Here is a 14,791-nt window from a genome sequence, read left to right as displayed (position 1 = left end):
CGAAATATGAGCTAAAAAAATCCCTACCGTAATTGATGTACTGCGTAGGGATTATCCAGGTTAAATTGGCATACAATTATTTGAGCTGACCATCCAGCATATTGACAACTCTTTTACCGTATTCGGCATTCTTTTCAGAGTGGGTTACTTGTATAATTGTAACACCATCATCGTTGAGCTGTTTGAATAGATCCATGATTTCTTCACCTTGTTTGGAATTTAAGTTACCCGTAGGCTCATCGGCCAGCAATAACTTGGGTGATCCCGCTAATGCACGCGCTATACCTACAATCTGTTGTTGGCCACCGGATAGCTGGGCTGGGAAGAGATCCTTCTTACCAACAATACCAAAGCGATCGAGCATATCGGCAACAATAGCTTTTCTTTCTTTGCTCGAAATGTCCTTATAGATCAAGGGTGTTTCAATATTCTCATATACGGTCAATTCATCCAGGAGATGGTAAGCTTGAAATACATAGCCGATGTGGGATTGGTATAGTTGCGTTCTTTTTTTCGCTTTCATTTCCAATACATTCTCGCCCATAAAGATATATTCACCTTCATCAGGTTCATCGAGCATACCGATAATATTTAATAAAGTCGATTTTCCAGACCCTGAAGGTCCCATGATGGAGATAAAATCACCTTCAGCGATATCGAGACTTACATCTTTAAGGACGAATGAGCGTGTACCACCTACGTTATACCACTTGAATAAATTTTTTAATTGTATCATTTTTTAGTATTGAGATCTTAGATATTCGTATTTATATTTTTACTAGTAACCATATTTATTGTTCGATTGTGGGGTAAGGCCCTCTCTGCTCATATTATCTTTTATTCATCGCGCAGGCTATCTATTGGATTTGTTTTTGCGACTTTGATAGATAGGGAACTGATGGAAACCAATATGAGTATAAATATGCAAAATATTGGGATCAAAAACGACCACCAGGACAGCTGAATGTGATAGGCGAAATTGGAAAGCCACCTATTCATGAGCAGATATGCTATTGGAAGGGCTATGCCGATCCCGATCAGAAAGAGCTTGAAAAATGGTTTGTTCAATTGAATAAAGAGCAATTGTACCGACGCTCCTAGTACTTTACGGATGCTCATTTCCTTTTTTCGTAATGCCGCCTGATATGCTGCCATACTGAACAGCCCTAAGGCCGCGATGATAACAGAAAGGCTGGTGAAACTATTAAAAGCAGTCTGCAATTCTTGCTGTTTTTTGTGCTGTAAAGCATATTGCTCATCCATAAAGGAATAATCAAGGGGCAGATCTTTTGTGGATGGATTTTTCTCCCACTCTGCTTTGACTGTTTGAATTGCCCGATCGACCATTCCTGGTTTTGTTTTGACCATGAGGGTTGTTTGCAAGCGCATGCTTCCGCACTCACTTTTAAATGAATAGATGGTCGGTTGAACTACATTTTCAAAGCCATAAGCTTTACTGTCTTTGATCAGACCGACAATTTCGAAGTTGACATCACAGCCTTTAATTTTAGCCCCCATAGGGTTTTCAAGTCCTAAATTTTTGGCTGCAGATTCGTTGATAATAGCATAGTTGGCCAAGGAATCGCGAAGCAGTTGATCTATTGAAATATGGGTGTTCCCCTGTATGCTGAGGATATTTAACGTCTTGAAGTATTTAGGATCAATGCCGACATGTGCGAATGAAACAGTTTTTTGTGCATAAGAAAAATCCATTTTAGGAGGCTGTTCGCCCTCTCCTGGGATATTTGTTGCCGATGCGGTAGCTGCAATACTCGGGTCATTTTCTAATCGACGTTTTAATTGATTGTAGGTGTCTTTATTGTAATACATACCTACACCTTTGAAATTGACAACTTGTGCAGGCTCAAACCCTTTATCCGCCTGCTGCATATAATTTAGCTGTGCTCTAATGACCAACATGCCCGAGATAAAGAGGATAGCCATACTGATCTGGAAAGTTAGCAAGGCATTTCGGAATGTTCCTTTCTTTAGTATTGAGGATAATCCGCCTTTGAGCAGATTGACGGATTTGAAGCCAGAGAGTACGATCGCTGGGTATATTGCCGATAGAATTGTTGTCAATAGTACGGCAATAGCAAGTTGGGCGATTGTCTCCGAACTCAAAATATACCCCTTAAGATCATCATTGAACCATTTTTGGAGGATATTTCCTGTGAGGGCCAAAGTAACGAAACTTAGGATTGCAGCACTGAAAGTCAGAATAAATACTTCCAGTACCAATTGCCTGACGATAGCCCAACGTGAGCTTCCCAATATTTTTTTTAGGGCAAGCTCTTTAAGTCGTTGATCCGCCTGTGCCATAATCATGTTGGCAAAATTGGCCGAAGCAAGTAAAAGAATCAAGACCGAAAGAATACCAATAATCCACGTAATGATATAAGCCGTGTTATTTCCCGTTTTTGGCCGAAGGTGAAGGTTGGCAAGTGGATCTAGATAGATTTTTCCCTTGGCATAACTGGATGAGCGTATTTTATCTTTTGGTGCAATTTCTTTCTGGTAAAGCGCATTGATGCGATTGGTCAACTTTGTGATATCCGTACCGGGCCGGACCTGAATATAAGTTTGATACAAAAAGGGATTATTATCGGCAAAGAGATCCTGCGGTTCACGGATAAAAAGGAGATCGTAATCAATCATGGACAGACCTTGCTTTTTGATGGTGCCGTAGATTGTTTCCTTCATTCCAATTTGTAGACTTAGAGCTGGAATCGACTGGGGACTGTCAAAATTTAAGTCTTCTTTTTTGAATAGTTGTTCGGCAATATGGCTTTTGACCATGGTCGCATCCTTTTGGTCCTTGTTTTTGTAGAGCGGTCCGGTCGCATTTTCGATTTGAAAGATTCGTGCGGCTGAGGAGTCAATCAGTGCAGCATTTTTAATAAGTACCGTCTTCTCTCCGAAAAGCGGATAACTTCCATAATTGTAAACTATTTTTCTACCTGCATATACAATATCAGGTAAATTCTGTTTTAGCAATGGAGCCAGAGAAGGTGAAGTTTCGTCCGTAAATGCACCTTCTGCTTCAAGGCCAATTTGGTAGATATCCTTAAAATGTGGATTCCATTTATCGTAACTCGTTTCCCGATTGATGTATTGATAGGAAAGGATAAAACCCGTAAAACCCAAGGTCAGACCAACAATATTTAAGAAAGTAAAACCTTTATTTTTTAGGAGTTTACGCCAAGCTAGTTTGAAATCATTTTTTGCCATTTTTTGGAGGATATTATGTTTAAACTAATGCGAACCAATTCACTCAATTAAAATTACAATCCCCTTGCCAGTGTCGTAATAGTTTTATTATAAATCACTTATCGTGTTTTTGTTTTGTTTTTGGATGTTCGATTTCGAACAGTTTACGTCCAGAATCGAACATCCATGCCCCTTGAGCCATTGGTTCATTGCCCACCACGCAACAGGCAAGGCAATTACCAAGGCAACAAACACCAATTTTTAAGATCTCCTGACTTTATTCATCCCTTAAACTATCGACTGGATTGGCACGGACGACTTTCCAGGTTTGATAACTAATGGTTCCAAATGCAACCAGGATTGCACTGAGACCCGCTAGAATAAAGTAGAACCAATTGATTTCTATTCGATAGTTGAAATCTCTCAACCATTGATTCATTGCCCACCACGCAACAGGTGTGGCAATGACCAAGGCTACAAACACCAATTTTATAAAGTCTCCCGAAAGTAGTCGGAGTAATCGGATGGAACTCGCGCCGAGAACCTTGCGGACACCGATTTCCTTGGTTCGTTGCTGGGTCACATAGGTTGCCAGTCCGAAAAGTCCCAGAGCTGCAACAAAGATGGCTACAAAAGCGAAGCAGCTGAAGATATTTTTCGTCCGTTGGACATCTTGATAAAGGGAAGCAAAGCCCTCATCCAAAAAGCTGTAATTGATTTTTTGATCAGGCGCAAATTTATTCCATACCATATTTATGTCATCCAAAGTTTTAGCCATATCGGTTGACTTGGTCTTGATCGAAAGTATGGAAGGACTATTGGCTAAGGTCATACAAACGGGATAGTAGCCCTCATCTTTCATCGATTCAAAGATAAAATCGTCGACGACGCCGATAATGGTCCACGTCATGCCATTAGTAATTTGTGCCCCAATCGGATTTCCCTTGATGGCTAGATCAGCAAGCATTCTTTTGTTAACAATAGCACCAGTACTATCCGAAGCGATATGTGGATCAAAGTTTCGGCCTGCTATAAGTTTTAGTCCAAATGTAGTGAGGTAGCTTTCGTCGATATTCCAGAATTGCCCGCCTTCTCCCAATTCAAGATCTTCTTTTCCTTTGGCCCAAAAAAGATTCCCATTTCTTTTTGCACCATCCAATTGAACCGGTAAGTAGTCGCCGATGGAGACATCACGAACTGTTGGAATGGCTTTCAATTCATTTTTTAATTCTTTTGCCTGAGAGGCAATACCCGTTACACCACGAAGTACAATGACCTGATCTTTATCAAAGCCAATGTCTTTATTAAGCATAAAACTGATTTGCTGATTTGCAATGAGTGCACTGATGATCAGTATAATAGATGTTGCAAACTGGAAAATAACCAGTCCATTACGTAGCAACGAAGATTTAGGATTAGCAACCGATTTACTTTTTAATGCGTTGATAGGTTGAAATCCTGATAAATAGAACGCTGGGTATAAGCCAGCAAGGATACCGATGAACAACATGCTCAAAATCAGCGAAGGAACAAAGTACCACACTGTCCACGGTATAAACAGCGCTTTGTTGGCTAGATTGTTAAATAGCGGTAATAACAGGAAGGCTAATAATAACCCTATAAGGAGTGAAATAAGACTGTAACATATCGCTTCGGTCATAAATTGGATAATCAGTGTCCGTCGATTTGATCCAATGGTTTTTCGAATCCCGATTTCTTTGGCTCGCGTTGCTGCATTCGCCGTTGATAGGTTGATGAAGTTTATACAGGCAATCAATAATATAAAAAATGCAATGCCCGCAAATATCCAGACCATCTTAATGTCGCCTTGATATTGTGTCGCCATTCCATATTCCGAAATATTCTTCGAGTGCAGGTGCATATCAAGCGCGTTTTGAATCAATACGGTTGATTGCATCATTTCGGGTGATATTTTCATTCCATTTTTTTTGTTGAGCAAAATATAATGGTCCTGAATATAGTTTTTTGAAATGCTACGCTGTGCGTTGGCAATATCTGTATTCTCCTTCAGTTTTACATAGGTAATGTAATTTGTCGCGCCCCAATTGTTTTGTTCACCTGGATAAAATGGTTCCCCTGCTAGGGATATAAAATAATCATAACCATAGAGACTGGAATTGTTTGGAACATCATCGATCACAGCCGTTATGTTGTATAAAACATTTTTATTATTGTTCAAATAGATGGTTTGTCCTACGGCATTTCCTTTGAAATATTTCTGAGCCCTACTTTTGGTAATGACTATCGCATTGGGTTTGTCCAGCGCATGTGATAACTGTCCTTGTACGACCGGAAGCGGAAATATTTCCAAAATGGACTGATCAATATAAACAAAACCTTTATCAAGGTAGTTCTCCGCACGGCCATTTACAGTAAACAAATTGCTTCCGGCACCAAATAAGGTATTGGGTAAAATGCGACCGGCTAACTCAACACTTGGGATTTCCTCTTGCAAGGTTTTAGCTGCTGGGGCAGGAAAGGAAAAGGTTTGCCTCACTTTATCTCCATCGGGTGCTGAAACGATAAGACGGAAAACACGGTCCATGTTGGGATACATTTTATCATAACTCGTTTCATGTCGAATGTACAGCATAATAAGAATGCAAATGGCAATGCTAAAAGCGAACCCGCCGATCTTGATGATCGAGTAAAGCTTATTGTTGACCATATTTCGCCAAGCGATCTTTAAATTATTTCCTATCATAATAAAAGTCTTTTACGGTTTTGTATTTATTCATCACGCAGGCTATCCACAGGATTGGCGCGAATGGCTTTCCATGTCTGATAGCTGATTGTGCCTAAAGCAATTAAAATGGCACTCATTCCCGCAAGAATGAAGTATAGCCAATTTATTTCGATTCGATAGTTAAAATCTGTAAGCCATTGGTTCATTGCCCACCAGGCAACTGGTGTGGCAATGACCAAGGCTACAAACACCAGTTTTATAAAATCTCCAGACAATAATCGGAGTAATCTAATCGCATTGGCTCCAAGTACCTTACGTACGCCAATTTCTTTGGTCCGTTGTTGTGTCACATAAGTTGCGAGACCGAAAAGCCCGAGTGCCGCAACAAAAATGGCAACAAGAGCAAAACAAGTGAATATATTCTTGGTCCGTTCCACGTCTTGATAAAGGGCCTCAAAACCTTCGTCCAAAAAGCTGTAGTTAATTTGTTGATTTGGGGCAAATTTGTCCCATACTCCTGTGATATCAGCGAGCGTCTCTTTGAGATGTTGCGGTTTTACCTTAATAGAGAGAAGGGAAGGATTGCCTTGTAATGTCATACAAAGCCCTGCGTACCCCTTATCCTTTAGCGACTCAAAAATAAAATCATCTACTACGCCAATGACCGTCCATGTATTGCCATTGGTGATTTTTGCTCCAATGGGATTCTTTAAGTGAAGTTCGTCGGCCAATTTTTGATTGATAATAGCCGAACTGCTATCGGTGGCTCTGGTAGGATCAAAATTTCGTCCTTTATTTAAATGAAGACCGAATGTGCTCAGGTAATCCTGATCGATTTCCCAAAATTGGCCCTGTGTAGCCATATCAAGATCTTTTCTGCCATCGACCCAGAACGGATTGCCATTTCGTTTGGCACCATCTATGGGGACTGGAAGAAAATCACCCATGGAAACTGAAGCAACATTGGGGAGGCTCTTTAGTTCATTTTTTAAACTTGGAAGCTGTTTCGATAATGTTCCAATGCCGCGAAGCACAACGACTTGTTCCTTGTCAAATCCCAGATCTTTGTCCAATATGTAGTTTATCTGTTTATTGGTCACCAATGCTCCAACGATAAGGATAATTGAGGTTGCGAATTGAAAGACAACCAAACTATTCCTAAACAGCGAAGATTTAGCGCCAATGACATTGTTTTTCAGTGCGGTGATTGGTTTAAATTTGGATAGGTACAGTGCTGGGTAGATTCCGGCAAGACCACCAATCACCAATATGGCCACCAAAAGAGAAGGAAAGAAGTACGCTGCTATCCAAGGAATGGTCAAGGATTTGTTGGCTAGATGGTTGAATACGGGTAGTAGTAACCAGCTTAGAAAGAGCCCAATAATCAGTGACAATACACTATAACAAATTGCTTCAACAAGGAACTGTCCAACAAGCAGCTTCCTGGAGGAGCCAATAGTCTTACGGATACCAATTTCTTTTGCTCTCGTTGCTGCATTTGCTGTCGATAAGTTGATGAAGTTAATACAGGCAATGAACAAAATAAATAAAGCTATTGTTGCGAAGGTCCAAACCATGCGAATATCCCCTCTGTTCAATGTACTAACTTTATCGTCGCTTATATCCGCAGATTTTAAATGCATGTCGAGTGCATTCTGTAAAGTTATTTTTGCCTGCTTGAAAAGCGGATTAAGTTTACGTCCTGATTTTAGATATTCAGGGAGATAATGTATCTCTAAGTAATTCTTTGAAATTTCTTTTTCTGCCAGTGCAACATTTACGTTGGGTTTTAATTTGACATAAACGGTGTAATTGTTATTGAGCCAAGCAGTCTGTTCGCCTTGATAAAAAGGTTCTCCAGCGAGTGACATAAAAAAACTATAACCGGCAAGGGTCGAATTGTTGGGCATATCTTCAATGACCCCGGTGATGGTATACGCCTTAGATTTATTGTTGTTGAGATAGATCGTTTGTCCAATTGGATCATTTTTAAAGTATTTTTCGGCTTTGCTTCTGGTGATAACCAATGTGTTGGGCTTGTCGAGTGCATGGGACAGCTGGCCCGAAACCATTGGCATAGGAAACATGTCGAGAATGGACTGGTCGACATAGACAAATCCATCATCGTAATGGCTATCAGGGCTGTTATTTAATGACAATTGGTTGCTGCCCGCACCGAATAACGGATTGGGTAGAATGCGCCCCGTTTGCTCAATGGACGGTATTTCTGCTTTTAGGGTTGGCGCTACTGGTGCAGAAAGTGAAACCCAGCGCTCGGTTTTATTCTCAATAGGTAACTGAACAACCAAGCGGTAAATTCTATCCATAGCCGGATAAAACTTATTGTAGCTCGTCTCATGTTTTATATATAAAACAATAAGAATACAGATCGCAATACTAAAGGCAAAGCCACCAATCTTGATGAATGAATATAGCTTGTTTTTTGCCATATTCCGCCAAGCTATTTTGAGATTATTTCCTATCATAGCAGAATTTTTTTAGCGCCTGAATGACTGGTAGTTATAATCAAAACAGACGTTTAAGCTGAAATCAATTGCGTTGCCATTTTGTTAATATGTTGATAACTAGTTTGTTGGTTTAAATTTGAAACGCCAGTCTGTACGATATCGAACAGTTTGGCGTTCAGTATCGCACAGACGTTCTAGGCGCTGGCGTTAAATAGAGAATTGCTTAATCTTCAATATCTTTCAGCTGGAGATGATCACATAGTTCGAACATCATTTTAGCTGGATCAGTATCAATAGCCAATGCGATCAGGTACATTTCATCCAAACGCAATTTAGCCGTTTCGGTCATCGTTAACTCATTGATTCTCGCCTTACTTAAACCTGTTTTGCGTGCAATTCGCGATTTATTAACGGATTTCTTCTCTAAAAATTCACCTAGTTTTGTCATAGTTATGATTTAGTATGCTCTTGTTTTGTATAGATAAATATACAAAATGTTATTTTTATTTATACATATGTTTTTATTTTTAGAATATTTTCTATTCTTTTGTATTGAAAATCTATATTATTTAAATGTGTTAATGATGAAAACAGCGAAAATTGAAAAAACAAAAGTATATAGGAGAAGATGCGAAGAGTTAGACATGCAAATATATTATCGTATGCTGCTACAACGTATTTCGCGGCACCTGTCACCCGAAGAAGTTTCTTTTTTAATAGGAAAGTCATTCGATTTTGTAAACAAAGTCGAGACATTCAAAAGGAAAAGAATTTTTGTTCATGATTTGGTTGTCATGCAGCTTGTACTAGAAATAAAGAGTATGAATGAATTGATGCCTTACGGAATTGATTTGTCGTCACAGAAGTATACATATGAATTACATGTGACTAAATTGGGTGACCGCGTTATTTATGAACTGTATAAAGTTGATGTAGAGCAAGATCAAAAAGTAATCGAATTTAAGTTAATCGATATTCGACATGATCTCGACCCGTATGAAATTTCGACAATAGAAGAAGTAAAAAAGATAAGTACTCTCTTGGATGAAAATATTGATATCGGATATTTTAATGTGGAAAAGAGACCTGACGAAATACACAACTTATGCTGTGCTAAACTAGAAAGGTATATACATCCTAAAAACCTGATTAAGGTGCTAGATGATTTCCTTAATCGGTCTGATGAACGCAAAATTATTCGGAAAGCATCTCAATACGGATTCGGTTATATTTTAGCTGCTCCCACGGAATCGACTGAAAAGAAATAAGCAATTTTTAGCTGTTCGCGTGTTGGACAGCTAAAAATTGCTTCAAAGATCCTAAGCCGTAGGGAAACCAATTATAAACTGATCTACACCCAAATTTGGTTAATAATTAATACACTTTTTAGCTTAGATAACCTACGGCTTATTTTTCTTATTCATCTCTTAAACTATTGACAGGGTTAATACGGGCTGTCTGGAATATGCGGGCGGCGATAATCGCTAAAGTTGTCAAACCAATACACAACCCTGTGAAAATAAATAGAACGATCGGTACATCTATATGATAGAAGAAATTTTCTAGCCATTTATGCGTAAACCACCATGCTATAGGGAAAGCTATTAGAATAGCTATCAGGAGGAGTAAGATAAAGGATTTGGAAATCATATATGTGATCGTATTTACGGAAGCCCCTAGTACTTTACGGATACCAATTTCTTTTACTCTTCGTTCTAGCGTATAAATAGCAATAGCTACGATCCCTAGGATGGCAATCAGCATACTGGAACCGGTAAAAAGTGCTAATTGCTGGTATTGTTTTTTTTCTTTGTTATATTGATTCTGTACTTGATCTTCCTGCCAGTTGATCTGCGCTATCCGGTTTGGGAAAAATTTGTTCCATGTCTTGTTTACCAGTGCTAAAGCTTCCTTTTTTTTGCCTTCCTCTACTCGAATGAGCATACAGCCACCTTCCCATTCAGTTTCTGCCTTAATTGCAAAGGGACCGATCGGAAACTTTAAACTTGCTCCATTAAATTCTTTAAATATACCCACTGGTGTATTTTTTAGGAGCTCTAAACTTTTATTGAGTTTAAAAGGGAGCCGTTGGGCTGTTCCTTCGGAAACGAGCATGTTTGTAAATACTGGTTGCCCATTGTGTACCGAATCCGTAAATGATCTGTCCAGTGCATAGTCTGCACTCAAAGGACGTCCGTCAAGGAGTTTTATACCCATTGTTTTGATGTAGTCATAATCTGCATAAACAAATACAATAGGCAGTTCTTTGTTCGGATCGTGAGGGTCTTTTACTATTTTAAAATCTGCGCTCCCGCTAAAGGGAGTCCAGCTTGTGAGGCTAACCGATGCGATGTATGAATTTTTTAATAGCTCCTGTTTGAAGGTCTGATCCTTTCCTTCCCAAGAGGTATAGTTGATGGCTAAAAGATTTTTAGGTTCGTAGCCAAGATCTTTGCTATACAAATAATGCAGTTGTGCCCGCATTGACATCATGCAGATCGCTACGACGATGGAAATAGCAAATTGGAAGACAACCAGTATTTTGGTAAATGCCATATTTAGGGGAAGTCTGAAGAAAGAAAGTTGCTTCCGAAGTTCAAGCGATGGCTGTGTTTTCGATAGAGACAACGCAGTCGGTAAACTGCACAGCCAGCCCAGAATTATCCAGGTGGTTAGTAGTCCAAAAAACATGAATAAAGAATGCTGGTAGCTCATTGTCAAGGGATGCTCTAAATAGTTTTCAAATGCAGGATTGACAAGGATATAACCGAAAAATGCGATCAGAAAAGAGCTGGCGAAGAGTATCGTACTCTCTATGCCCATTTGTAAGATTAGATTTTTTCGGCTTGCTCCCAATACTTTACGGATACCTATCTGTTGTGTGCGTTTTAAGGCATGCGCAAAGCTTAGGTTAATGTAGTTAATACTGACCAATATAAGAATAAGTGTCGCTATTCCCACCAGTAGATAAATATCTTGCATGGGATTCTCCCATCCTGTAATACTTTGTAGGTGTATATCTTTGATAGGTTCAATAAAAAGATTAAAACTTTTCGCCCAGTCATTCAGTTTTTGTCCATTGTACCATTTGTTTATTTTGGTTGAAAAGTGGTTAATATCAGTTGTGCTTTTGAGCAATAGAATTTGTGTTTGCAATGAGCTAGCCTCTGTCGGATTAAATTCAATTACCTTAGGCATCAGTACGAGAGCTTCTGCCTGAAAGGACGAATTATGAGAAATATCCTCAATAATAGCATTGACATAATAAGTCTCTGGTTCCCCTTCTTGCGGCTTATTGTAGAATGTGCTGCCAAGTACATCTTTTCCGCTGAAGTATTTTTGTACAGCAGAGGCTGTCAATGTAATGTTTTTTGCACCTGCAATAACTTGTTTTGGATTACCTGCAATTATTTTTGTATCAAAAAGATTGAAAAAACCGCTGTCAATTTCTAAGGTGCTGATTTCAGCTAGTTGTTCTGACAGCCCGTCGATTGTTAATTTCCGTGAACTACTGTTGATCGTGGTATAACCTAAGATTTCAGGAAAATTAGTTTTCATGACCCTTGAGAGACCTTCAGGAGCTCCTGAAATATTGGTTTTGACACCTCCCTGTGTTTCTTTGGGTACCACCCTCATTCGGTAAAGTTCATTGGAGTTGCCCCATTGTCTGTCGTAGGAAAGCTCATCAATGACAAGTGAACTAATTAACATAAATACCAGTAACGCGATGGTTAAACCGATGAGATTTGATAGCGAATAGATCCGATTGTGCATCAATGTTCGCCAAGCGGTTTTAAGATGATTCTTTATCATACTGTTTATGTGGATTGATTTCTTAGATTATTCATCTCTTAATTTTTCAACTGGATTAAACCGAGTTGATCGAAATACAATAATACCAACCAATAAACTCAGCAAACCAATCAAAGTCCCCAATGGTAACAAGTAGGTAAATGCATTGATTTCTACTCGGATAATGTAATTTTGCAGCCAGTATTGCATCAATAGATAGCTCAGTGGAACTGTCGTAAATGCAGCAAATAGGAAGATTCCGTAGTACTCCTTTGAAAAGAGCAACATCAAATGTGCTAGTGAAGCCCCAAGTACTTTACGAATGCCAACTTCTTTATTGCGCAGATGGATGGAAAGCGATATTAATCCGGTAAGTCCCAACGCCACGATCAGTAGTGAAACAACCGTAGCAATCTGGGAAGCGCGATGCAGCTGCAACTCAGTTTCATATAAACTTTTGATACGTTCATCCATAAACTGATACTCGAACGGTGCATCAGGCAGCAACGTTTTCCACTTTTTTTCTAGTTGTTGTACTGCATTGGAAAGAGAGCCTTTTTGTAAGCGAATACTGAGGTATCGGTATTGAAGGCTCTCATGTACATCTATCCAGATAATAGGCGGGGATGCCTGATGAAGTGTGTTGGCTACAAAATTTTCAGCAACGCCCACAATAGTCATTTTGTAACTAGGATCATTGATTGCTATTTGCTGACCAATCGCCTGCTCGGCATTTTTAAAGCCAAAATCATCCATAGCCTTCCTGTTGATGACAACTGGTCTATTATCCGCATGAGTAGCATAGTTTTTAGGGAGAAAAGTTCCCGCAATTAGCGGTATCTCATAGGTTCCCAAAAAGTGACTATCACTTGTAATCCGTTGTACCTGGATTTCTTTGTTTTCAACCGTACCGAATGCAGATTGCATATTGAATCCCAGTAATCCAGGTGTTTCATAAGATAAGCTCACAGATTTTACTTCTGGTTGCTGGCTGAGTTCATGTTGTAAAGTCTCCATTTTGCGAACACCATTTTCGGACCAATCTCTAGGTACTTGAACGGTTAATAAGTAGTCCTTGTTGTAACCTAGATTGCTATGGAGAAATAGGTCCACTTGTTTGGAAATAATTAGTGTGCATGCCAGCAGGAGCAAGGCTACCCCAAATTGAAAAAACAAAAGAATTTTTCGTACCAGCTGTTTGCCTCCCAACGTCGAAAACTGATTTTTGACTGCAGGAAGTACCGCTATATTGGAAAGCTTAATTGCTGGATATAGACCCGCCAGTAAACCAATTAATAACGTCATTATACCCAATAGACCAAAAAAATAAATCGGCAATTCCATCAACGTAGGCAGCTTGCGCATCAAGATATGTTCGAAGATTGGACTTGTGACGATATAGATTGGCAGACTGATTAATGTTGCTATGGCCACGATCAGGATATATTCGGTCATCAGTTGTCTAATAAGCTGCACTCGAGATGATCCCATCATCTTGCGAACACCGATTTCCTTTAATCGGGTAATGTGCTGAGCGATACTAAAATTGATGAAATTGATGATAGCCATGATCAAGATAAAAATGGCAGTCCAAATCAACGTCTGTATCATTTTACGGACAGCCCCTTGATTGTCATCCAAATAATAAGTTTTCAATGGTTTTAGATTGGGGCTATATTGACTGGAAAATTCCTTATCGGTATTTTTTCTTACTAGCATTTCGATGGCGGCATCTACTCGTTCCAAGCTTACACCTGGTTTCAATTCAATATAACCCGCAATATAAGGGTTATTCCAATTGTCTATAGATCGGCCAAAGAATTGCTCGTTGATGATCGGTAAAAATATGTCTGCATGCATATTTTTTGTGAGATCCATAATGGCATTTTGGACATCGGATTTGATGATTGCTGTAATTTCAAAATCGTGTTTTTCACCCTTGAAATTTTTTATTTGTAGCGATTTTCCAAGTACATCCACATGGCCGAAATATTTTATGGCGGCTTTGTCACTGATGACAACTGAAAAGGGATTATTCAAAGCCGTATTGGCATTGCCCGCTAAAATATGGAATCCAAACATTGTCAATAGACTAGGATCTCCGAGAGACATCCCTTCCTCATGGATTGTCGCACCGTTTGCTACGATACCTGTTAATCCATCAATCCGATAATAATTAGAGACCAGATTGGGATACTCCTCATGTAAGGCTTTGGGGAGCGCCCCTAGTGTGGTTAAGTTAATACCAAATCCTTCTTTTTTATACTTGCTTTGCAACAAAAATTGCCGATCAATATTTTTGATATTGCTATTCACTTGATGTACATCCCATACATAGGCGCCTACAAGTAGTAGAAAAGTAATACCGCAGGTCAATCCAATTAGATTGATCAGATTTTGCACTTTTTTCTTTCCGATATTTCGCCAAGCAATTTTGAAGTTTGTAAAGTTCATTGTCTTATACTAAGAATTTATTCCGGTCGTAGAGCTGCTGATAGCTTGTTTGCTCCATTTAGTAAATTAAAAATACAAATGTTTAGCCAAGTAATTATCCTGTTGATCATTAACGTATTGCCTTCCTGATTCTTTTACTTGCTGTTCGATATCGGACAGT

8 protein-coding genes are annotated in these 14,791 nt (G+C 39.2%); 1 reads left to right on the top strand and 7 read right to left on the bottom strand.

Going from position 1 to position 14,791, the window contains the following annotated elements:
- Nucleotides 1-76: 76 nt before the first annotated feature.
- The 5 genes from A9970_RS17755 to A9970_RS17735 form a co-directional block, all read right to left on the bottom strand.
- On the bottom strand, nucleotides 77-736 hold the full coding sequence (locus A9970_RS17755) for an ABC transporter ATP-binding protein (protein WP_046672265.1): 660 nt from the start codon (nucleotides 734-736) through the stop codon (nucleotides 77-79).
- 101 nt (nucleotides 737-837) lie between these two features.
- Complete coding sequence (locus A9970_RS17750; RefSeq protein WP_182983259.1) at nucleotides 838-3,231, bottom strand: ABC transporter permease; 2,394 nt, start codon at nucleotides 3,229-3,231, stop codon at nucleotides 838-840.
- Nucleotides 3,232-3,487: 256 nt separating this feature from the next.
- Nucleotides 3,488-5,935 (bottom strand): FtsX-like permease family protein, encoded by a 2,448-nt coding sequence (locus tag A9970_RS17745; RefSeq protein ID WP_182983258.1) that lies wholly within the window; start codon nucleotides 5,933-5,935, stop codon nucleotides 3,488-3,490.
- 26 nt (nucleotides 5,936-5,961) lie between these two features.
- A complete protein-coding gene (locus tag A9970_RS17740; protein WP_182983257.1) occupies nucleotides 5,962-8,403 on the bottom strand; it encodes an ABC transporter permease in 2,442 nt (813 codons plus the stop codon).
- 205 nt (nucleotides 8,404-8,608) lie between these two features.
- A complete protein-coding gene (locus A9970_RS17735) occupies nucleotides 8,609-8,833 on the bottom strand; it encodes a helix-turn-helix domain-containing protein (protein ID WP_153847199.1) in 225 nt (74 codons plus the stop codon).
- Between the two features lie 133 nt (nucleotides 8,834-8,966).
- Here A9970_RS17735 and A9970_RS17730 point away from each other — a divergent pair, with 133 nt between their 5' ends.
- Nucleotides 8,967-9,653 (top strand): hypothetical protein, encoded by a 687-nt coding sequence (locus A9970_RS17730; RefSeq protein ID WP_182983256.1) that lies wholly within the window; start codon nucleotides 8,967-8,969, stop codon nucleotides 9,651-9,653.
- Between the two features lie 148 nt (nucleotides 9,654-9,801).
- Here A9970_RS17730 and A9970_RS17725 read toward each other — a convergent pair whose 3' ends face one another.
- Together A9970_RS17725 and A9970_RS17720 are read right to left on the bottom strand one after the other, a co-directional pair.
- The gene (locus tag A9970_RS17725) at nucleotides 9,802-12,198 is read right to left on the bottom strand and encodes an ABC transporter permease (protein ID WP_182983255.1); all 2,397 of its coding nucleotides are present in this window, start codon (nucleotides 12,196-12,198) and stop codon (nucleotides 9,802-9,804) included.
- Between the two features lie 27 nt (nucleotides 12,199-12,225).
- Nucleotides 12,226-14,631, bottom strand: a complete 2,406-nt coding sequence (locus A9970_RS17720) for an ABC transporter permease (protein ID WP_182983254.1) — start codon at nucleotides 14,629-14,631, stop codon at nucleotides 12,226-12,228.
- Between the last annotated feature and the right edge of the window lie 160 nt (nucleotides 14,632-14,791).

The sequence above is a fragment of the Sphingobacterium sp. UME9 genome (genome assembly GCF_014170215.1).
GTDB lineage: Bacteria > Bacteroidota > Bacteroidia > Sphingobacteriales > Sphingobacteriaceae > Sphingobacterium > Sphingobacterium paramultivorum.
The sequence above is the reverse complement of the archived record's forward strand: the minus strand, read 5'-3'. Positions and strand labels throughout refer to the sequence as shown.